Raw genomic sequence first — 21082 nt, forward strand, 5'->3', positions numbered from 1 at the left:
CAAGAAGAACACCATGACCCCGAATCTGCAGAACAAGATCGCGCTCGCGCCGAAGGCCGAGCTGCACATCCATATCGAAGGCTCGCTGGAGCCGGAACTGATCTTCAAGCTCGCCGAGCGCAACGGCGTGAAGCTCGCCTACGAATCGGTCGAGGCGCTGCGCGCGGCCTACGCGTTCACCGACCTGCAATCCTTCCTCGACATCTACTATGCGGGCGCGAGCGTGCTGCTCCAGGAGCAGGACTTCTACGACATGACGGCCGCCTACGTGGAGCGCGCGCTGGCCGACAAGGTGGTGCACACCGAGATCTTCTTCGATCCGCAGACGCACACCGAGCGCGGCGTGCCGATCGAGACCGTGGTGGCCGGCATCGACCGCGCGCTGGCCGACGCCGAGGCGCGCGGGCTATCCAGCAAGCTGATCCTCTGCTTCCTGCGCCACCTGTCCGAGGAGGACGCGCTGGCCACCTTCGAGTCGGCGCTGCCGCTTTTCGAGAAGTATTCGCACCGCCTGATCGGCGTCGGCCTCGACTCCTCCGAGCAGGGCCATCCGCCCTCGAAGTTCGAGCGCGTGTTCGCCCGCGCCCGCGCGCTGGGCCTGAAGCTGGTGGCGCACGCTGGCGAGGAAGGCCCGCCCGCCTACGTGATCGAGGCGCTCGACCTGCTCAAGGTGGACCGCGTCGACCACGGCGTGCGCAGCATCGAGGATGCGGCCCTGGTGGCGCGCCTGGCCGATTCGCGCATCGCCCTGACGGTCTGCCCGCTGTCGAACCTGAAGCTCAAGGTATTCGACGACATGACCAAGCACACCCTGAAGGTGCTGCTCGACAGCGGCGTGGCGGTCACCATCAATTCCGACGATCCGGCCTATTTCGGCGGCTACGTCAACGACAACTACTTCGCGACCGTGGCCGCGCTCGCCCTCGAGGACCAGGACGTCTACACCGTGATCCGCAATGGATTCGAGGCGTCCTTCGTCACCGAGGCCGAGCGCGCCGCGCTGATCGCGAAGCTCGATTCGCACTGGCACCCGGCATGACGCCCACGTCCTGTCGGGAGCGCCGGTGCCTTGAGCGCATGCGCTCGACGCATGCGCACGGTGGTTCCCATAACAGAGACTGAGGAGAGCTTTTCCGATGGACACGTACAACGGCAGCAAGGCCCCGGCTTCGAGCTCGATGCTCGACCGTTTCTTCGGCATCCGCGAATCCGGTTCGCGGTTGCGCACGGAGATCGTCGCGGGCATCACGACGTTCCTGACGGCGATGTACATCATCGTCGTCAATCCCGGCATCCTGTCCCAGGCAGGCGTGCCGTTCGCGTCCGCGCTGACCGCCACCGTGATCGTCAGCTTCCTCGGCAGTTGCGCGATGGGCCTGTACGCGCGCAACCCGGTGCTGGTCGCCCCGGGCATGGGCATGAACGCGCTGTTCACCTTCGTGATGGTGCACGGCGGGCGCATGCCCTGGCAGACCGCGCTCGGCTGCGTGTTCTGGGCCGGCGTGATCTTCGCCGTGCTGGCCGCCTTCAACGCGCGCAAGCTGGTGGTGGACGCGATCCCGCCCAACCTGCGCCATGCCGTGTCCTGCGGGATCGGCCTGTTCATCTGCCTGATCGGCCTGGTCAACGCCAAGTTCGTGGTGGGCGACCCGGTCACCGTGGTGCACGCCTCCTCGCTGAACCCGGTGATCGTCACGTTCCTGATCGGGCTGGCCGTCACCACCGTGCTGGTGGTGCGCCGCGTGACCGGCGCGCTGATGATCGGCATCGTGGTGACCACCGTGCTGGCGATCCCGATCGGCCGTGTCTGGGGCGACGGCACCGCCTACTGGCCGGCCGCGATCGCCACCAGGACGCTGGTCAACTGGAACGGCCTGGTGTCCGCGCCCGACTTCTCCGGCATCGGCCAGCTCGACCTGATCGGCGCGCTGAAGGTGGCCTACTGGCCGTTCATCTTCGTGATGCTGTTCACCGCCTTCTTCGACGCGCTGTCGACCTTCATGGCGATCTCGGAAGCGGGCAACCTGATCGATCGCGACGGCAATCCGCGCAACATCCGCCAGTCGATGATGGTCGACGCGTTCTCGGCGGTGGTCTCGGCGCCGCTGGGCACCAGCCCCGCCAACGCCTACATCGAATCGGCGGCCGGCATCTCGGCGGGCGGGCGCACCGGGCTGGTGGCGGTGGTGGCCGGGATCTGCTTCCTGCCCTTCCTGGTGCTCTCGCCGCTGCTCTCGCTGGTGCCGGCGATCGCCACAGCCCCGGCGCTGATCCTGGTGGGCGTGTTCATGATGGAGTCGATCACCAAGATCGAGTGGCATCGCTTCGACGAGGCGATCCCCGCCTTTATCGCGATGGTGCTGATCCCCCTGACCTACTCGATCACCGACGGCATCGCCTACGGCTTCCTCGCCTTCGTGGTGCTCAAGCTGTTCACCGGCAAGCGCCACGAGATCAAGCCGGCGATGTGGATCGTCGCCGCGCTGTCGGGCGTGCTGCTCGCGCAGCTGTGATGCCGCGCCTCACCCTTTCGATGCTGGAGTTCCGCTCATGACCCAAACCGCCTTCCGCGCCCGGCTGCTGACCTTTCGCGCAGACCCGGCCCGCGACGCCGACGCCGCCGTGCTCGAGGACGACGGCCTGCTGATCGTCGAGGACGGCCGGGTGGTGGCCGCCGGCGCCTACGCGGCGCTGGCCGGGCGCCTCGCGCCCGACGCCCACCTCGCCACGCTGCGCGACAAGCTGATCGTGCCCGGCTTCATCGACACGCACATCCACTATCCGCAGACCGACATGATCGCATCGCCGGCGCCGGGGCTGCTGCCCTGGCTGGAGACCTACACCTTCCCGACCGAGCGGCGCTTCGAGGATCCGGAGCATGCGCGCGAGGTGGCGGGCTTCTTCGTCGACCAACTGCTGGCCAGCGGCACCACCACGGCGCTGGTCTACTGCACGGTGCACAAGCAGTCGGCCGATGCCTTCTTCGAGGCCAGCGAGGCGAAGAACCTGCGGATGATCGCCGGCAAGGTGCTGATGGACCGCAATTGCCCGGCATTCCTGCGCGACACCGCGCAATCGGGCCACGACGACAGCGCCGAGCTGATCGCGCGCTGGCACGGGCGCGGCCGCCAGATGTACGCGCTCACGCCGCGCTTCGCGCCGACCTCGACGGTGGAGCAGCTGGAAGCCTGCGCCGAGCTCGCGCGCCGCCATCCCGACGTGTTCGTGCAGAGCCACGTGGCCGAGAACGTCGACGAGGTGAAGTGGGCGGCCGAGCTGTTCCCCGGCCATCGCAGCTACCTCGACATCTACGATCGCCACGGCCTGCTGCGCCCGCGCGCCGTGTACGGCCATTGCATCCACCTCGACGACGAGGACCGGCGCCGCATCGCCGAGACCGGCACGGTGATCGCTCACTGCCCGACCTCGAACTTCTTCCTCGGCAGCGGCCTGTTCGACTTCGACCGCGCCACCGAGCAGCGCGCGTCGCTGTCGCTGGCCACCGACGTGGGCGGCGGCACCTCGTTCTCGATGCTGCAGACCATGAACGAGGCGCACAAGGTGGCGCGGCTGTCGGGTTATCACCTCACGGCCACGCGCATGTTCTGGCTGGCCACGGCCGGCGCCGCGCAGGCGCTCGCGCTGGATAACCAGGTCGGCACCCTGGCGCCGCGCTCGGAAGCCGACTTCGTGGTGCTCGACCCGCGCGCCACGCCGCTGCTGGCGCGCCGCACCGCGCGCGCCGAGACGCTGGAGGAGCTGCTGTTCGCGCTTGCCATGCTCGGCGACGACCGCGCCGTGCACAGCACCTACGCGGCCGGCCGTTGCGTGCACGAGCGCGATGCGGCGCGGCAGGCGGAGGCGGCGCTCGCCTGATGCGGGATCGGACGCCGGCGCAGCCGGCGTTCGCTGAGGAATCCGGATGAAGACAGGGCCCGACGCGACATCTCGCGTCGGGCCCTGCTTTTTGAAGATCGGATTTCGACGATCGGGGTTTGGAGAATCGGGCCGTATCGGCGCCCGGCCGGGCGCCGCCGCGCCGCCTTCCGCCGCGCCGCCTTACTTCGCGGCGGCCGCCGGCGCGGCGCCGGAAGCCGGGGCGGCCGGCACCGCGCGCTCGTTCGAGGCCGGTGCGGCCGGGCCACCGCCGTTGCGGTCCACCGGCAGGCGCACGGTGCGCGTCGAGCCGTTGCCGAGCGGGAAGTCGGCCAGCGCCGAGCGGGCCAGGTAGGGCATCGCCGTCACCAGCGAACCGCCGCCGCCCGAATTGCGCGCGCTGACGTTGTAGACCTCGCGGCCGGTGCCGCGCTCGGTGATGCGGATCGTCAGCGAGCGCTCGTAGACGCGATAGGTCTGGTTCACGTAGCCGGTCGGGAACGGGCCCCAGGGACCGAAGCCGCCCCAGGCGCCGGCGCCGCGCCAGTAAGGGCCGGGCCCGATCCAGGGATCGTAGTAGACCGGCTGCGGCACGTTCACCAGGTCGCCCTTGATGCCGTAGGCGAGCGCCACCAGGTAGCGCGCCTGGGCGGCCGGCACGCGCCGGAACGCGAGCGTCGACAGTTCGTTGGCGACGATGTTCTCGTAGGTCGCCTGCTCCAGACTGTTCTGCTCGTCCTGGTCGCGCGTGAAGGCGTAGGTACGGGTCGCGTCGCTGCCGCTCCAGTCGGAGAAGGCCGTGACCTGGGTGCTCACATAGCTCGCGCAGCCCGACAGCAGCACGACACAGGCGCTCGCGAGCCACAGGGCGGCGCGGAACGTACGATTCGCTTTCATCTGGATCCTCGTGTTCGATGACGCCCGGCGGGCGCACCGCGATCATACGCTGCGCGCCGCCCACCGGGACATCAGGCAGACCCGCCGGCCGGCGGAAAGTTCGGTCCGCGCAACATCCGAACCCTTTGTACAATGCACGCACGCCCCCGTCACGAGCGGGTCGGCGCATTTCCCGGTTTACGAACTCCTACGCCCACGCACGACATGTCCGATACAGCTGCCCAATCCACCGTGATCCGCCGCGCCGACTACACGCCGCCCGCGTTCCTCATCGACAGCGTCGAGCTCGAATTCGACCTGGTGCCCGAGCGCACCGTGGTGCGCAACACCATGCGCGTGCGCCGCAACCCCGACGCCGCGCCCACGCCGCATCTCGAACTGCTCGGCGAATCGCTGGAATTCATCGCCGCGCGCGTGAACGGCCAGCCGGTGGACGCGGTGCGCGCCCACGAGCACGGCCTGACGGTCGAGAACCTGCCGGACGCCTTCGAGCTGTCGATCGACAGCGCCTGCGCGCCGGCCGGCAACACCACGCTGTCGGGCCTCTACGTGTCGAGCGGCAACTTCTTCACGCAGTGCGAGGCGGAAGGCTTTCGCCGCATCACCTATTTCCTCGACCGCCCCGACGTGATGGCGATCTACACGGTCACGCTGCGCGCCGACAAGCGCGCCTACCCGGTGCTGCTGTCCAACGGCAACCTGGTCGATTCGGGCGAGCTGCCCGAGGGCCGTCACTTCGCCAAGTGGGAAGACCCGTTCCGCAAGCCCAGCTACCTGTTCGCGCTGGTGGCGGGCAAGCTGGTCGCGATCGAGGAGACCATCACCGCCGCCTCGGGCGCGAAGAAGCTGCTGCAGGTCTGGGTCGAGCCGCATGACCTCGACAAGACCCGCCACGCGATGGATTCGCTGATCCACTCGATCCACTGGGACGAGCGGCGCTTCGGCCTGGAGCTCGATCTCGACCGCTTCATGATCGTGGCGGTCGGCGATTTCAACATGGGCGCGATGGAGAACAAGGGGCTCAACATCTTCAACACGAAGTACGTGCTGGCCAATCCCGAGACGGCCACCGACGTCGACTTCGCCAATATCGAGGCGGTGGTCGGCCACGAGTACTTCCACAACTGGACCGGCAACCGCGTGACCTGCCGCGACTGGTTCCAGCTGAGCCTGAAGGAAGGCCTGACGGTGTTCCGCGACCAGGAGTTCTCGGCCGACATGTCGGCCGGCGAGGCCGACGACGCCGGCGCGCGCGCGGTCAAGCGCATCGAGGACGTGCGCGTGCTGCGCCAGTTGCAGTTCGCCGAGGACGCGGGCCCGATGGCGCATCCGGTGCGTCCCGAGAGCTATGTCGAGATCAACAACTTCTACACGATGACGGTCTATGAAAAAGGCTCGGAAGTCGTGCGGATGTACCAGACCCTGTTCGGCCGCGACGGCTTCCGGCGCGGCATGGATCTCTACTTCGAGCGCCACGACGGCCAGGCCGTCACCTGCGATGACTTCCGCCACGCGATGGCCGACGCCAACGGCCGCGACCTGGCCCAGTTCGAGCGCTGGTACAGCCAGGCCGGCACGCCGCGCGTGACGGTCAGGACCGCCTACGACGCCGCCGCCGGGCGCTACACGGTGACGCTGCGCCAGGGTTACGGCGAGGCCTCGCCGGCCGCGCGCGAGACCCAGACCGGGCCGCTGCTGATCCCGTTCGCGATCGGCCTGATCGGCCCCGACGGCCAGGACCTGCCGCTGCGCCTGGACGGCGAGGCCGCCGCCGGCGCCACCACGCGCGTGCTGGAGCTGACCGAGACCGAGGCCACGTACACCTTCGTCGACGTGCCGGCCGCGCCGCTGCCCTCGCTGCTGCGCAACTTCTCGGCACCGGTGATCGTCGAGTACGACTATCGCGAGGAGGAGCTCGCCTTCCTGCTGGCCCACGACAGCGATCCGTTCAACCGCTGGGAAGCCGGCCAGCGCCTGGCCACGCGGGCCCTGCTCACGCTCGCCGAGCAAGCCGCCTCGGGCGCCGAACTTGCGCTCGGCGACGCCTTCGTCGAAGCCTTCCGCCGCGTGCTGAGCGACGACACGCTCTCGCCGGCCTTCCGCGAACTGGCGCTGACCCTGCCTTCCGAGGCCTACCTGGCCGACCAGATGCGCGAGGCGAACCCGGCCGCCGTGCACCGCGCGCGCCAGTTCGTGCGCGGCCGCCTGGCCCAGGCGCTGCGCGCCGAATGGCTGGCGATCCACGAGCGCCATCGCACGCCGGGCGAGTACGCGCCGACGCCCGAGGACGCCGGCCATCGCGCGCTGAAGAACCTCGCGCTGGTCTACCTGGCCGAGCTGCCGGAACCCGCCGAGGCGGTGCGCCTTGCCACCGCGCAGTACGAGGGCGCCAACAACATGACCGACCGCGCCGCCGCGCTCGGCGCGCTGCTGTCGGCCTCGGCCGGCTCGGCCGCCGCCGAGGCGCCGGCCCGGCAGGCGCTGGCCGATTTTTATCAACGCTTCGAGAAGGAAGCGCTGGTGATCGACAAGTGGTTCTCGATGCAGGCCACGCGCCGCGGCACGGCCGAGCATCCGACGCTGGACACGGTACGCGAGCTGCTCGCGCATCCGGCCTTCAACCTGAAGAACCCGAACCGCGCGCGCTCGCTGATCTTCGGTTTCTGCGCGGCCAACCCGGCGCAATTCCACGCCGCCGACGGCTCGGGTTATGCGTTCTGGGCCGACCAGGTGCTCGCGCTCGATGCGCTGAACCCGCAGGTGGCCGCGCGCCTGGCGCGTTCCCTGGAGAACTGGCGCCGCTTCACGCCGGCGCTGCGCGAGCGCATGCGCGAGGCGCTCGAGCGCGTGGCGGCAGGCGTCAAGTCGCGCGACGTGCGCGAGATCGTCGAGAAGGCGCTCGCCTGATCCGGCGTCTCTCTCTTCGCCCGCCATGCAGAACGGCCGGGCCGCTCACGCGGTCCGGCCGTTTTTTATCGGGTTGCGCGGCGGGCATGGTCCCGCTGTTGCGTGATCCGCTTCCGTCGCCCGGCAATGGGCCGCGGCGACTCAGCTCGACAAGCATGGCCTGAGCGCCTGCACGGTGCTGCACGCCGCGACGGCGCGAGGCTGCCGGGCGAGCTCTGCGCGGCAAGGCTGACGGGTTTCTCGCGGCCCCCCTTGCCTAGCCGATTTCGCGCATGCCATGCGTTCGACCAGCCCCGCCGCGCATCCCGAGATCGCGCTGCCGTGACATCGACATGACGTCAGCGTGATCGCCGCGATTGCTGCTGCGCCACAAAAAGCCGGGGGCGACACCGGGCGAGGCGGGTAAAATTGCGGCAAACAACGGTTTTCCCGCCTCTCGGAGCTCAGCAATGTCCATTTCCCGACGTACCACGCTGTCGAAATACCTGATCGAGCAGCAGCGTGAGAATCACAACCTCCCCGCCGACCTGCGCCTGTTGATCGAAGTGGTCGCGCGCGCCTGCAAGGCGATCAGCTACCACGTCTCGAAGGGCGCGCTGGGCGAGGCGCTCGGCACGGCCGGCAGCGAGAACGTGCAGGGCGAGGTGCAGAAGAAGCTCGACATCCTCTCCAACGAAATCCTGCTCGACGCCAACGAATGGGGCGGCAACCTCGCCGCGATGGCCTCCGAGGAAATGGAGACCTTCTTCCCGATCCCCGAGAACTACCCGCGCGGCGAATACCTGCTGGTGTTCGATCCGCTCGACGGCTCCTCGAACATCGACGTCAACGTCTCGATCGGCACGATCTTCTCGGTGCTGCGCTGCCCGGACGGCCAGCAGGCCACCGAGCAGTCCTTCCTGCAGCCCGGCACCAAGCAGGTCGCGGCCGGCTACGCGGTGTATGGCCCGCAGACGGTGCTGGTGCTGACCACCGGCAACGGCGTGAACTGCTTCACGCTCGACCGCGAACTCGGCTCCTGGGTGTTGACGCAGAGCAACATGCAGATCCCGGCCGACACGCGCGAATACGCGATCAACGCCTCGAACGCGCGCCACTGGTACGAGCCGGTCAAGCGCTACGTGGACGAGCTGAACGCCGGCAGCGAAGGCCCGCGCGGCGAGAACTTCAACATGCGCTGGATCGCCTCGATGGTGGCCGACGTGCACCGCATCCTGAACCGCGGCGGCATCTTCATGTACCCGGCCGACGCCCGCACGCCGGACCGCCCGGGCAAGCTGCGCCTGATGTACGAGGCGAACCCGATGTCCTTCATCGTCGAGCAGGCGGGCGGCGCCGCGACCACCGGCAGCGAGCGCATCCTCGAGGTCCAGCCGACCGGCCTGCACCAGCGCGTGCCGGTGATCCTCGGCTCGCGCAACGAGGTCGAGCGCGTGACCCGCTACCACCAGGAAGCGACCGCGAAGTAAGCGCTTCGGCACCGCCGGAAGGCTTGCGGCGGTGCCGCAAAAAATCATCCCGGGAGGCCCGCCAGGGCTTCCGTCCCGAAGCGCTCCGACGTAGAATTCGCCGCGTCGTGAGACGCAGGGCCAGATGACCGGCGACGGACATCGCCGGCCCGGGGCGATCAGCGGCCGAGGTGGCGCCGGTGGTTTGGCAGGCAAGGAGACGCGAGTGCAGCAGGATCAAGCACTTAGTCGACGCCAAGGCAGATTTTGAAAATTTTCTCGCCAGACCTCTTGTCAGCCTCGCAGAAATCACCCTATAATTTCACTTCTCTGTTGCCGGTGTAGCTCAGTTGGTAGAGCAGCGCATTCGTAATGCGAAGGTCGTAGGTTCGACTCCTATCTCCGGCACCATCAGAATCAAGCAAAAAGCCCGATCCTTGTGATCGGGCTTTTTGCTTTCCGGCTTCCCCCGTTCTTTCCCGCCCCCCTGCCTTGCGGCCGTCCAGAAAGGCCGCCGAAAGATCGAGAAATATCGTCCGGACCGGCCATTCCGGCCGAAAAAACCTTTGGTAACTCCCTCGCGCGCTGTCTAACATTACTTAACGCTCCTGACCCGTCTATTGCAGTACATTGCGTGGGCAACGGGCCGGAGCCGACAGCCCAGGGCTGTCACCCGCATCTCGGTGCCCGCGGCCGGTTCGTTTCGCAGCAAACAATCCAACAGGAGAGAACCACCATGGCTCATGGCTTGATTATGTGGCTCATCATCGGCGCGATCGCCGGCTGGCTCGCCGGCCTGCTCGTGAAGGGCGGCGGCTTCGGGCTGATCGTCGACATCATCGTCGGCATCGTCGGTGCCGTGATCGGCGGCTGGCTGGCCGGCGTGCTCGGCATCAGCGTCGGCAGCGGCTTCTTCGCCTCGATCATCGTCGCGGTGATCGGCGCCGTCATCCTGCTGTTCATCATCCGGCTGTTCAGGCGCGCATAAACTGCCTGCCTCGCCGCCCGGCGCCCGATCGATCGGCGCGCCGGGCCGGCGCTTCCACCGCCGGCCGCGTACGGCCCGGCCATCCTCCCAGATTCCTCCTCCGCCGACTCCCGATTGCCTCGCCCACCTCCGCGAGCCGAGGGCACGCCGCTTGCGCCCGGCCTCACGCGCGTCGCGTTCGCCCGATCCGGCCTCGGGCCGCAGCGCCTTGCGGCAGCGCGTTTACCCGGAGCTCCGCCTGGCGTGACCAGACGAATTCGATGCGCGCGCATCGAATTCGTCCCTGCAGACCTGGGCCTGGTCCGACAAAATCACGGCGTGTGTGCGGTTTAAGCAACATCGACAAATTGAAACGATTCCCCGCTGGAAAAAATCGAGATAAGCGATCGATAATCGAGTCACCGCAAGGAGATTGATCATGGATGAGAAACCACTTCGCATGCCACCTCCCGAGAAAGTGATGAGCCCGGACCCGGAGCCGGTGGCCGTCGAGTTTCTCGCCGAGTTGCCCGATCATGTGCGCGCGTTCTTCGACGAGCAGCACAAGCTCGGCTCCCCGAAGTAAGGGTCCGTTCGGCATCGTGACGCGTCGCCTCGCGACCGCCTCCTTGCGCCTGCACCGCCTCCCCCTTCGGCACGCCTCGCGCCGCCTCGGCCGACACGGCCGTGAGGGTGCGCTCGCCCTGGCGCGCTGATCTTCGCCTCGCGCCGCTCGCGCGCGACGTCTTCGTTTATCCTCGTATTTTTCCGCTTCGCCCGGCCCACGCCGGCGCTCGTCGATTCCATGATCTCTTCGTTCCGCACGGCCCTCGCCTCCGCCTCGCTTGCCGCCCTGCTCGCCTGCCTGCCGCTGTCGGCCGCCGCCGACGGCGACGACACCCCGCTGACCAACCTGGTCGCCCTCGCCTCGCAGCGCATCGCGCTGGCCGAACCGGTGGCGCAGTGGAAGTGGGCCAACCACAAGCCGATCGAGGACAAGCCGCGCGAGGCCCAGCTGCTCGCCGACGTCGAGCGGCGGGCGGTCGGCGCCGGCATCGACCGCGATTACGCACATGCCTTCTTCGCCGACCAGATCGAGGCGAGCAAGATCATGCAGAACGCGCTGTTCGCGAGCTGGCGCGCCAGTCAGGCGCCCGCGGGCACGCCGCCCGATCTCGCCACCACCACGCGCCCGCAGTTCGACAAGCTCACCCAGTCGATGATCGCCGCGCTCGCGCGCGTCGCGCCGCTGCGCGAGGCGCCCGATTGCCAGGCGCGCGTGGCGCGCAGCATCGCCAACTGGAAAACCTTGACGCGCTATGACTCGCGGCAGTCGCCGGCGCTCGACACGGCGCTCTCGCACGTCTGCTCGGGTGGCGGCGCGAGCGCCGTCGGCTGAAGGACGCGGCCGCCCGGCCGAGGCGGCCGCGGGGCGATGCCGGCCTAATCGTCGAGCGATGCGACGGCCGCCGCGCTCGGCGCCAGGGGCACCGTCGCCAGGCCGCGCGCCAGGTGCGTCTGCAGGATCCGGCACAGGCTGGTGTTGAAGGGATCGTCGCCGGCGGAAGACGCCGCCGCCAGCACCGCGGCCCTCGACAGATCCGGGGTCGTACCGAGATAACGCCAGCGGTCGATCACATGATAGACGGCGCGCTCGCCGCCCTCGACGATCGCGACCGGCCCGTCGAACGGCCAGGGCGTGCCCGCCGAGCTCAAGCCGCGACGGGCGTCGGCGGCCTTGCTGCCCGCCTTGCGATTGAAGGCCGGTGACAGTTCGGCGATCCAGGCCGTCTCCGCCAGCATCGCGCCCAGCTCTCCTCCTGCTTCACGCCATTCGACGCGCCGCACCTGCTCGGCGAGCCGCCGCTCCTTGGCCGAGCGCCGCTCGCCGCCCAGCAACGCGCGCAGGCGGTTGCGCACGCGTACGCTGCGCCCGACGAACAAGGGCGCATCCCCCTCGCCGAACAGCGCGTAGGCACCGAAGCCGGCCGGCGCCCTCTCGAGATCGTCCTCGGTCAGGTCGCCCGTCAGGCGGAAGCGCCGCGTGGTCAGCGCGATCTGTTCGCCGAGCCGCTCGGGCGGCACCAGCAACGGCAGGCGCTGCCAGAACTGCCAGACCAGGTCGGCATCGGCCAGTGCGCGATGGCGCGCATTCGGCACCAGCGCATGCCGCTCGATCAGCGCGTCTAGCCCGTGGCGCGACTCGCGCGGAAACAGCGCGCGCGACAGGCGCACGGTGCAGAGCATGTCGGGATTGAAGGCGAACCCGGCCCGCTCGAACTCCGCGCGCAGGAAACCGCGATCGAAGCTGGCGTTGTGGGCAATGAAGAGCCTGCCCTCGAGCCGCGCGAACAGCTCGGCCGCGATCGAGGCGAACGTGGGCGCGCCACGCACCATCTCGTCGCTGATGCCGGTGAGCTGCTGGATGAAGGCGGGGATCGGCTGCTGGGGATCGATCAGCGAGGTCCAGGTGGACACCCCTTGCGGCCCGACCTCGACCACGCCGATCTCGGTGATCCGATGATCGGCGGCGGATCCGCCGGTCGTTTCGAGATCGACGAAGGCGAGCGGGCCGTCGATGGCGGGGTATGACGAGGACGAATCGAGCATGTCTGCGGAAAACGATACCGGGTGGAAGAAGCGCGAGCACGCGCACGGTGTCGATTCTACCCGCCAAAAACAAAGCCCCCGCCAAGGGCGGGGGCTCGATATCGGATCGACCTGAGAATCAACTGCCGGGAATACCGGGTTAACCCGTCAGGGGATAACCCGAATCAGACAGCCTGGATATTGGCAGCCTGCTTGCCCTTCGGGCCGGTCTTGACGTCGAACGAAACGCGTTGGTTTTCCTTCAGCGTCTTGAAGCCGTCCATCTTGATTTCCGAGAAGTGCGCGAACAGATCCTCGCCACCGTTGTCGGACGTGATAAAGCCAAAGCCCTTAGCATCGTTAAACCATTTCACGATACCGGTATCCATATTCCTGATTCCCCAAACGATTTTAAATAAAACGAGCAACCCGTGAGTGCCGTCACCGAAAGCCCCGGCCCCGCCAAACCTTGTGGACAATGAGCAGTAAGCACCGCAGACTTCGTGGTGCTTTTATAAATGGGACGATCCAGGCTCGTCAAGAAAATTCTTCACATCTTCTTATTCGGCTTGACGTCGATCCGGATGGAAACGATACACCCCCGGCAAAATGCACCAATTAGCCGATGAAAACCTGTCATTATTACTAGGAAAACACAGGCCCATTAACAAAAAAGAAAAAATACCGAAGCAGTAAAAAATCCATGGCTTGGTATTTTTCCGGGTTGTTGCATTCATTCTGTTTTGCGAAGCTGAGGATGCCATGGAAGTACAGGGGGTGAATATGTTGCTCGACCAAATGAAACGACTGGTACATCGACTCGGCATGCTGCGACGTCATAAAACAATCACTCCGGCAGCGGCCTCGGCTCAGGCATTCGGCGTCGAATTCGATACGACCTGGCACGGCGACCATTGGCAGAACCTGCTCGCCTCGCCGCTCGATGCGCGTCACTACGTGATGGAAGATTGGGCCCAGCCGCTGTCGATGCCGCAGGACGACATCCGCGACACGAGTTCGCCGAAGCGGCGCCGCCACTGAGCCACGCCTCGCCAGGATCCGGACGAAAAAAAGCGCGACCGGAAAGTCGCGCTGACAAAGGTTTGGAGATCTTTTCCGTCAACGAAAAAGTCTGCTTCGGAAAGCAGAAACCTCAGTATAGCGATTGCATCGCGCGCCATTATCGGTGGTCTTCACAAACCTCTATTGTCGAAGCCTCAACAATCATCAGCGCCGATGATTGCCTCCACGTCCCTCCCTCATTCTGTCTCCATCGCGCAACGTAAAAATCGCTTCGCGTTCCTCACCGTTTTCCCGCAACGGCCGCTGAGCCTTGCCTGACAACGGTTTGCGGACGACCCCCGATAATTTCCCAAACTTAAATTCATTATTGCTTAAAGTGCAATCGACGTGAGCCGGCCGCTCGCTCGACACTGCGCTCGGGTTTGGAGATTTGCGGCGCCCTGTGGCGCCACCCTTGACATGTGCCACGCCGCCGCCTCCGGTGATGGTCACTATCTCGATGAATCAGGGGGAGCCTGCTCCTCTATCTGATGGAGACGAATCAATGAAAAAGACTCTGATCGCAGCGGCGCTCACCGGCGTCTTCGCGACCGCCGCCCATGCGCAAAGCAGCGTGACCCTGTACGGCCTGATCGACGCCGGCATCACCTATACCAACAACCAGGGCGGCCACAGCTCCTGGTCGGAAACCAGCGGCTCGGTCAACGGCAGCCGGTGGGGCCTGCGCGGCAACGAGGATCTCGGCGGCGGCCTGAAGGCTATCTTCGTGTTGGAAAACGGCTTCGGCATCAATAACGGCACGCTCAAGCAGAACGGCCGCGAGTTCGGCCGCCAGGCCTTCGTCGGCCTGGGCCACACGCAGTTCGGCTCGGTCACGCTCGGCCGCCAGTACGACAGCGTGGTGGACTTCATCGGGCCGCTGTCGCTGACCGGCACGCAGTACGGCGGCACGCAGTTCGCCCACCCGTTCGACAACGACAACCTGAACAACTCGTTCCGCGTCAACAACTCGGTCAAGTACACCAGCGTCAACTGGAACGGCCTGAAGTTCGGCGGCTTGTACGGGTTCTCGAACAGCAGCCAGTTCTCGAACAACCGCGTGTTCAGCGGCGGCGTGTCGTACAGCTACCTGGGCTTCAACCTGGCAGCCGGCTACATGCAGTTGAACAACGACATCAACGGCCTGACCGCGCCGGCGGTGTCGAACGCGGCCGGCGCCGTCGCCGGCGACAACACCTTCGTCGGCAAGCGTCAGCGCGTGTTCGGTGGCGGCCTGACCTATACCTTCGGTCCGGCCACGGCGGGCTTCGTGTTCACGCAGACGCGCGTGAATCGCGCGCTCGGCATCGGCGGCGGCGCTTCGGGTACCTCGGCCGGCATCACGCTGGACGGCACCTTCGCCCGCTTCAACAACTACGAAGTGAATGCGCGTTACGCGCTGACGCCGGCGCTGTCGGTGGCGGGTTCGTGGACCTACACGGCCGGCTTCCTCGACGGCCGTCATCCGGGCTGGAACCAGTTCAACCTGCAGACCTCGTACGCGCTGTCCAAGCGCACCGACGTGTACCTGCAGGGCGAATACCAGCACGTCAGCACCGATGGCCTGGCGCTGGGCGCCTACGTCAACGGCCTGGGCGGCGCTTCGTCGACCAACAAGCAGATCGCCGTCACGGCCGGCCTGCGCCACCGCTTCTGATACGAAGCGGCTCCGCAATTACAAAAGCGCCCCGCGGGGCGCTTTTGTTTTTGCATGCCGCAGGAGGCTCGATGCCAAGCCGAACGCGGTTCAGGCAGCCGGCGCCGGGTAGCGCACGTCGAGCACGTCGATCGGCTGCGGGCCGGCCGGCGTCATCAGCGTGACGGTGTCGCCGATACGCGCCTTCAGCAGCGCCCGCGCGATCGGCGAAACCCAGCTGACGTGGCCGTGATCGAGGTCGACCTCGTCGACGCCGACGATCGTGATGGTGTGATCCTCGCCGTCCTCGGTGGCGTAGTCGACGGTCGCGCCGAAGAACACCTGGTCGGCGCTCTCCTGCCGGCTCGCGTCGACCACCTCGGCGAGATCCAGCCGCTTGGTCAGGAAGCGGATGCGGCGGTCGATCTCGCGCAGCCGCCGCTTGCCGTAGATGTAGTCGCCGTTCTCGGAACGGTCACCGTTGGACGCAGCCCAGGACACCAGCTTGACGACCTCGGGACGCTCCTCGTCGATCAGGTGCAGCAGCTCGTCGCGCAACCGCTTGTGGCCGGCCGGCGTGATGTAGTTCTTCGCGCCGGCGGGGATGGCCGGCTGCGCGTGGTCGAGATCGTCGTCATCGCCGTCCGACTCCTTAACAAACGCCTTGTTCATGCTGTTTCCGACTCGGCTCCGGGCCTGCGTAAGGGAATATCCAAGAGTACACGAAAGGGACATAAAACCCGCTCGCGAAGAAATTGTGACGAATCCCTTCCCTTTCCCCAAAATCCTTGCTATATTCTCACTCCTGCGTGCGGCTGTAGCTCAGTTGGATAGAGTACTTGGCTACGAACCAAGGGGTCGTGGGTTCGAATCCTGCCAGCCGCGCCACCTTTTCAAACGAGCAATCCCATGGGGTTGCCCGGCAGTAACAAAGCAGTACCGTTTTGCGTGCGGCTGTAGCTCAGTTGGATAGAGTACTTGGCTACGAACCAAGGGGTCGTGGGTTCGAATCCTGCCAGCCGCGCCATCTTTGAAGGGCCTTCCTCCGGGAAGGCCCTTTTGTTTTCCGGACCGCCTTTCCGTATCCCCCGCCTTCGGCTCCGAGCAATAAAAAAGCGGCACGACGTCGATACGTGGTGCCGCCCTTGCCTCGCGATCGCGCGCCACGCGCGGCGCGCCTGCCTCAGTAATCCTGCCGCTCGCGATCGATCCGCATGCCACCGTCATGGCGCGTATGCGCCGTGTCGTCGCTCGAACGCTCTCGCATGATCCGCATCACGTCGGGATTGGTCCGCACGCGCCGCATCACGTTGGCGAGATGGACGCGGTCGCTGACCTGGATCACGAAGCGCAGGACCGTCGATTCGTGCGACAGATCCTCGTCCATCGCGATATGGACGATGTTCGCGTCGGCCGAGGTGATGTCGGCCGCGACGCGCGCGAAGATGCCCTTGGTGTTCTTGACCAGCACCTTGACCGTCACGTCGAACAGGCGGCCCGGCTGGGGCGCCCAGGCGACGTCGATCCAGCGGCCCGGATCGCGGCGATGGATGCGCTGCGCGACCCGGCAATCGGTGGTATGGATCGCCATGCCCAGGCCGATGCCGATATAACCCATGATGCTGTCGCCGGGAATCGGCCGGCAGCAGGCCGACAACTGCACCGACATGCCCTCGGTGCCGGTGATCGCCACCGGCGGCGCGTGATGGACCGGGCGATCGCCGCGCGCGAGTTCGTCGTCGGCATCGCGCCCGCTCATCAGCACCTCGATGCGCTTGGCCATCACCTGGGGCACGCGACGGCCCAGGCCGATGTCCGCGAAGATCTCCTGGCGGCTCTTGTTGCCGGTCCACTGCACCAGCTTGTCCCAGACGTCCGGCTCGATCTCGGCCAGCGACAGGCCATAACCCTTCAGGCTCTGGTCGACCAGGCGCTCGCCGAGCTGCACCGACTCGTTCAGGCGCATCGTCTTCAGGTAATGGCGGATCGCCGAGCGTGCCTTGCCGGTGCGCACGAAGCCGAGCCAGACCGGGTTCGGCTTCGAGTACGGCGCCGTGATCACCTCGACGATATCGCCGCTCTTGAGCTCGGTGCGCAGCGGCAGCAGCTCGTTGTTGATCTTCACGGCCACGCACTGGTTGCCGAGGTCGCTGTGCACCGAATAGGCGAAGTCGAGCGCGGTGGCACCGCGCGGCAGCGCCATGATCTTCGACTTCGGCGTGAACACGTAGACCGCGTCCGGGAAGAGGTCGATCTTGACGTGCTCGAGGAACTCGCTCGAATCGCCCGCCTCGCTCTGGATGTCGAGCAGCGACTTGAGCCACTGGTGCGCGCGCATCTGCACGTCGTTGAGATCGGCGCCGCCGTTCTTGTAGAGCCAGTGCGCGGCCACGCCGGCCTCGGCGATCTCGTGCATCTTGCGGGTGCGGACCTGGAACTCGATCGGCGCGCCGAACGGACCGACCACCGTCGTGTGCAGCGACTGGTAGCCGTTCATCTTCGGGATCGCGATGTAGTCCTTGAACTTGCCCGGCACCGGCTTGTAGAGCGCATGCAGCGCGCCGATGCAGGTGTAGCACTCGAGCGCATGCTCGACCACCACGCGAAAGCCATAGACGTCGAGCACCTGCGAGAACGACAACTGCTTGTCGCGCATCTTGCGGTAGATGCTGTAGATCGTCTTCTCGCGACCCATGATCTCCGCTTCGAGCTTCGCCTCGCCCACCGCGCGCTGCGCCGACTCGAGGATCTTGCCGATCACCTCGCGGCGATTGCCGCGCGCGGCCTTCACGGCCTTCTCGAGCGTCGCGTAGCGATGCGGATTGAAGTTCGCGAAGCTCATGTCCTGCAGCTCGCGATAGGTATTGTTCAGACCAAGGCGGTGCGCGATCGGCGCATAGATGTCGAGCGTCTCGCGCGCCACGCGGCGGCGCTTTTCCATCGGCACCGCGCCGAGCGTGCGCATGTTGTGGAGCCGGTCGGCCAGCTTCACGAGGATCACGCGCACGTCGCGCGCCATCGCCAGCAGCATCTTGCGGAAATTCTCCGCCTGCGCTTCCTCGCGGCTGCGGAACTCCATCTTGTCGAGCTTGGAGAGCCCGTCGACCAGCTCGGCGACCTTCGGGCCGAAGCGCTCGGCCAGCTCGCTCTTCATCACGCCCTGGTCTTCCATCACGTCGTGCAGCAGCGCGGCCATCACGGCCTGGGCGTCGAGCTTCCAGCCGGCGCAGATTTCCGCGACGGCGACGGGATGGGTGATATAGGGTTCGCCGCTCTGGCGATATTGACCGAGGTGGGCTTCGTCACTGAAGTGGAACGCCGCCTTCACCTCCTTGATTTCCTCCGGAGGAAGGTACTCGGCAAGCGCGGCCGTCAGCTTCGCGATCGAAACGACGCCGTGCTTGCGAGGTTGCTCCGGGGTAGCGGTCGGCCCGAACAGATGGCGAAACGATTGTTCGAGGACCGCATCGATGTACTGCCGCGCCGGCGAGTTCGCCGTCGCTTCGGTGGCGTCCGCCCCTTCGGTCGGGCCGGCTTCCGCGGAGGCGGACGATGGTGTGTTGCTCATGTTCGCCTCCTTGGGTTGGCACGTCGGTTGAGCGGACTACATGGCTGAAGGATCGAGTGTGCCTTAAACAGGCACTTTCTTCAGCATCTCGATGCCGACCTGGCCCGCCGCGATCTCGCGCAGCGCAACCACGGTGGGCTTGTCGCGGCTTTCGATCTTCGGCGTATGGCCTTGCGCGAGCTGCCGCGCGCGGTAGGTGGCGGCGAGCGCCAGTTCGAAGCGATTCGGGATTTGCTTCAGGCAGTCTTCGACGGTAATGCGAGCCATGTTGGGTGTTCCTTCTGAATATGTTGCGTATTCTACCTTATGTCCCTCGTGCGCCGCCTTCAGTCGGCGTGCGGGAGATGGATGCCGAGCTCGATGAAAAGCTCGGTGTGCCGCGCGTATTGCGAGGCCACGCGCAGACGCGTGGCCGCCACGATGCGTTGCAGCTCGGACAGCGCCGTGTCGAAGTGCTCGTTGATCACCACGTATTCGGCTTCCGAGGCGTGCGCGATCTCGCTGCCGGCGGCCAGCAGGCGCCGCGTGATCACGTTCGGCTCGTCCTGGCCGCGCTTTTTCAATCGCTCCTCGAGCGCCGCCAGCGAGGGCGGCAGGATGAAGATGCCGACCGCGTTGCGGAACTGCTTCTTGACCTGCTGCGCGCCCTGCCAGTCGATCTCGAGCAGCACGTCGCGACCGCTTTGCATCTGCTCCTCGATCCACACGCGCGAGGTCCCGTAGTAGTTGCCGTGCACCTCGGCGCTTTCCAGGAATTCGTGACGCGCGTGGCGCGCGCGGAAATCCTCGACGCTGGTGAAGTGGTAGTGCTCGCCGTCCTGCTCGCCCGGACGCGGCTTGCGCGTGGTGTACGAGATCGACAGGCAGATCTCGCTGTCCTTGGCGAGCAGCGCGTTCACCAGGGTCGACTTGCCCGCGCCCGAGGGCGCCACCACCATGAACAGGTTGCCGGGATACGCGCCGGCATGCAGCGCATGCGCGTCTCGGTTCGATTCGATCATCTTGCTTACTCCAGGTTTTGCACTTGCTCGCGCATCTGCTCGATCAGCAGCTTCAGCGCCATCGAGGCGTCGGCCAGTTCCTTGGCCGCCGCCTTCGAGCCGAGCGTGTTCGCTTCGCGATTCAGTTCCTGCATCATGAAGTCGAGGCGCTTGCCGACGCGGCCGCCCTTCTCGATCACATGGCGCGTTTCGTTCAGGTGCGCGGTGAGGCGCGACAGCTCCTCGGCGATGTCGATGCGGATCCCGTACATGGTCACTTCCTGGCGGATCCGTTCGGCCGCTTCCTCGCGCGTGACCACCGTCTGCCCGCCTTCGGGCGCGGCCAGGCCGAGCGCTTCCTGCAGGCGCTCGACGATCTTCTGCTGATGCCTGGCGATCAGCTCCGGGACCAGCGGCGTGATGCGCGCGACGATCGCCTCCATCTCGGTGACGTTGCCGAGCAGCATGGTGGCCAGTTGCGCGCCCTCGCGCTGGCGCACCACCACCAGCTCGCCGGTCGCTTCCTTGCCGCAGGCCAGCACCGCCTCGCGCAGCGCCTCGGCCGACACGCCGCTCTCGGCCAGCACGCCGGGCCAGCGCAGGATCTCGCCGGTGCGCAGGCGCTCCGAATCCGGGAACGACTCCAGCACCGCGCGCTCGAGCTCGGCGAGCTGGTCGAGCGCCGCGCGATTGAGCGCGCCGGCCTGGCTCATCTGCTCGCTGCGCTGCAGGTTGATGCGCACGTCGACCTTGCCGCGCGAGAGCTTGTTCATCAGCATCTCGCGCAGGGCCGGTTCGCACACGCGCACGTCGTCGGGCATGCGGAAATTCAGGTCGAGAAAACGCGAATTCACCGTGCGCATTTCGACCGACACGCTGGTGGCGCCGTTGCCCGAGTTGGCCACGAGTTCGCGCGTCGCGCTCGCATAGCCCGTCATGCTGTAGATCATGGTTGGTCTCGCCGGTGAGGGGGCCGGTATGGCCCGGAAATCCAGGAGCGCCCGGTGCTCACGAGGCACGGGGCGCGAAACCGGCATTATCCCATTTTTGGCGATACCCTCTCCCGGCTGGGCAATCGGCTCGCGCGTGCCCGACGAGGGGCGCTTTGCGACGATCGATTCCGGTGCTGCCCGGCCGTTCATGAAAGCGCGC

Annotated in this window: 18 protein-coding genes and 3 tRNA genes; 13 read left to right on the plus strand and 8 right to left on the minus strand. The window is 66.5% G+C overall.

Annotation, left to right across the window (positions count from 1 at the left end; all coding sequences use genetic code 11):
• Window positions 1-13: 13 nt before the first annotated feature.
• The 3 genes from FB600_RS23190 to guaD all read left to right on the plus strand — a co-directional run bounded on the left by FB600_RS23190 (window position 14) and on the right by guaD (window position 3876).
• Window positions 14-1039, plus strand: a complete 1026-nt coding sequence (locus FB600_RS23190; RefSeq protein ID WP_105819161.1) for an adenosine deaminase — start codon at window positions 14-16, stop codon at window positions 1037-1039.
• Between the two features lie 97 nt (window positions 1040-1136).
• Complete coding sequence (locus FB600_RS23195) at window positions 1137-2513, plus strand: NCS2 family permease (RefSeq protein WP_036052432.1); 1377 nt, start codon at window positions 1137-1139, stop codon at window positions 2511-2513.
• A gap of 37 nt (window positions 2514-2550) precedes the next feature.
• Window positions 2551-3876 carry a guanine deaminase gene (guaD, locus tag FB600_RS23200; protein WP_145757435.1) on the plus strand — a complete coding sequence of 442 codons (1326 nt, stop codon included), beginning with the start codon at window positions 2551-2553 and terminating at the stop codon, window positions 3874-3876.
• Window positions 3877-4059: 183 nt separating this feature from the next.
• Here the strand turns inward: guaD and FB600_RS23205 are convergent, their stop codons facing one another.
• Window positions 4060-4773 (minus strand): DUF4136 domain-containing protein, encoded by a 714-nt coding sequence (locus tag FB600_RS23205; RefSeq protein ID WP_098181246.1) that lies wholly within the window; start codon window positions 4771-4773, stop codon window positions 4060-4062.
• 204 nt (window positions 4774-4977) lie between these two features.
• Here FB600_RS23205 and pepN point away from each other — a divergent pair, with 204 nt between their 5' ends.
• The 6 genes from pepN (at window position 4978) to FB600_RS23230 (ending at window position 11494) form a co-directional block, all read left to right on the plus strand.
• A complete protein-coding gene (pepN, locus tag FB600_RS23210; RefSeq protein ID WP_145757434.1) occupies window positions 4978-7680 on the plus strand; it encodes an aminopeptidase N in 2703 nt (900 codons plus the stop codon).
• A 449-nt stretch (window positions 7681-8129) separates the two neighbouring features.
• Window positions 8130-9149 carry a class 1 fructose-bisphosphatase gene (locus tag FB600_RS23215; RefSeq protein ID WP_096749557.1) on the plus strand — a complete coding sequence of 340 codons (1020 nt, stop codon included), beginning with the start codon at window positions 8130-8132 and terminating at the stop codon, window positions 9147-9149.
• Window positions 9150-9463: 314 nt separating this feature from the next.
• Window positions 9464-9539: transfer RNA gene (locus FB600_RS23220), tRNA-Thr, on the plus strand.
• A gap of 325 nt (window positions 9540-9864) precedes the next feature.
• Window positions 9865-10116, plus strand: coding sequence for a GlsB/YeaQ/YmgE family stress response membrane protein (locus FB600_RS23225; protein ID WP_013696962.1), 252 nt, complete (start codon window positions 9865-9867; stop codon window positions 10114-10116).
• Between the two features lie 418 nt (window positions 10117-10534).
• Complete coding sequence (locus FB600_RS37300; protein WP_013696961.1) at window positions 10535-10681, plus strand: hypothetical protein; 147 nt, start codon at window positions 10535-10537, stop codon at window positions 10679-10681.
• A gap of 219 nt (window positions 10682-10900) precedes the next feature.
• Window positions 10901-11494 (plus strand): chorismate mutase, encoded by a 594-nt coding sequence (locus FB600_RS23230; RefSeq protein ID WP_145757433.1) that lies wholly within the window; start codon window positions 10901-10903, stop codon window positions 11492-11494.
• 44 nt (window positions 11495-11538) lie between these two features.
• On the opposite strand, the gene FB600_RS23235 is transcribed toward FB600_RS23230, so the two are convergent.
• Complete coding sequence (locus tag FB600_RS23235) at window positions 11539-12705, minus strand: exonuclease domain-containing protein (protein WP_145757432.1); 1167 nt, start codon at window positions 12703-12705, stop codon at window positions 11539-11541.
• Window positions 12706-12869: 164 nt separating this feature from the next.
• Window positions 12870-13073: a cold-shock protein gene (locus tag FB600_RS23240; protein ID WP_013696958.1), complete on the minus strand. Its 204-nt coding sequence runs from the start codon at window positions 13071-13073 to the stop codon at window positions 12870-12872.
• 397 nt (window positions 13074-13470) lie between these two features.
• On the opposite strand from FB600_RS23240, the gene FB600_RS23245 reads away from it, so the two are divergent.
• Window positions 13471-13725, plus strand: coding sequence for a hypothetical protein (locus tag FB600_RS23245; RefSeq protein WP_175427784.1), 255 nt, complete (start codon window positions 13471-13473; stop codon window positions 13723-13725).
• A 526-nt stretch (window positions 13726-14251) separates the two neighbouring features.
• Complete coding sequence (locus FB600_RS23250) at window positions 14252-15403, plus strand: porin (RefSeq protein WP_013696955.1); 1152 nt, start codon at window positions 14252-14254, stop codon at window positions 15401-15403.
• Window positions 15404-15493: 90 nt separating this feature from the next.
• Here FB600_RS23250 and greB read toward each other — a convergent pair whose 3' ends face one another.
• The gene (gene greB / locus FB600_RS23255; RefSeq protein ID WP_013696954.1) at window positions 15494-16054 is read right to left on the minus strand and encodes a transcription elongation factor GreB; all 561 of its coding nucleotides are present in this window, start codon (window positions 16052-16054) and stop codon (window positions 15494-15496) included.
• A gap of 139 nt (window positions 16055-16193) precedes the next feature.
• Between greB and FB600_RS23260 the strand changes: the two genes are divergently transcribed.
• Together FB600_RS23260 and FB600_RS23265 are read left to right on the plus strand one after the other, a co-directional pair.
• Window positions 16194-16270, plus strand: a tRNA-Arg gene (locus tag FB600_RS23260).
• A gap of 62 nt (window positions 16271-16332) precedes the next feature.
• A tRNA-Arg gene (locus FB600_RS23265) sits at window positions 16333-16409 on the plus strand.
• A 156-nt stretch (window positions 16410-16565) separates the two neighbouring features.
• Here FB600_RS23265 and FB600_RS23270 read toward each other — a convergent pair.
• The 4 genes from FB600_RS23270 to FB600_RS23285 all read right to left on the minus strand — a co-directional run bounded on the left by FB600_RS23270 (window position 16566) and on the right by FB600_RS23285 (window position 20880).
• Window positions 16566-18950 carry a RelA/SpoT family protein gene (locus FB600_RS23270; protein WP_098181249.1) on the minus strand — a complete coding sequence of 795 codons (2385 nt, stop codon included), beginning with the start codon at window positions 18948-18950 and terminating at the stop codon, window positions 16566-16568.
• 63 nt (window positions 18951-19013) lie between these two features.
• Window positions 19014-19217, minus strand: a complete 204-nt coding sequence (gene rpoZ, locus FB600_RS23275; RefSeq protein WP_006999799.1) for a DNA-directed RNA polymerase subunit omega — start codon at window positions 19215-19217, stop codon at window positions 19014-19016.
• A 59-nt stretch (window positions 19218-19276) separates the two neighbouring features.
• Window positions 19277-19951, minus strand: coding sequence for a guanylate kinase (gene gmk / locus FB600_RS23280; protein ID WP_013696952.1), 675 nt, complete (start codon window positions 19949-19951; stop codon window positions 19277-19279).
• 5 nt (window positions 19952-19956) lie between these two features.
• On the minus strand, window positions 19957-20880 hold the full coding sequence (locus tag FB600_RS23285) for a YicC/YloC family endoribonuclease (RefSeq protein WP_145757431.1): 924 nt from the start codon (window positions 20878-20880) through the stop codon (window positions 19957-19959).
• Window positions 20881-21082 lie beyond the last annotated feature (202 nt).

It is taken from the genome of Burkholderia sp. SJZ089 (genome assembly GCF_007828315.1).
Lineage (GTDB): Bacteria > Pseudomonadota > Gammaproteobacteria > Burkholderiales > Burkholderiaceae > Burkholderia > Burkholderia gladioli.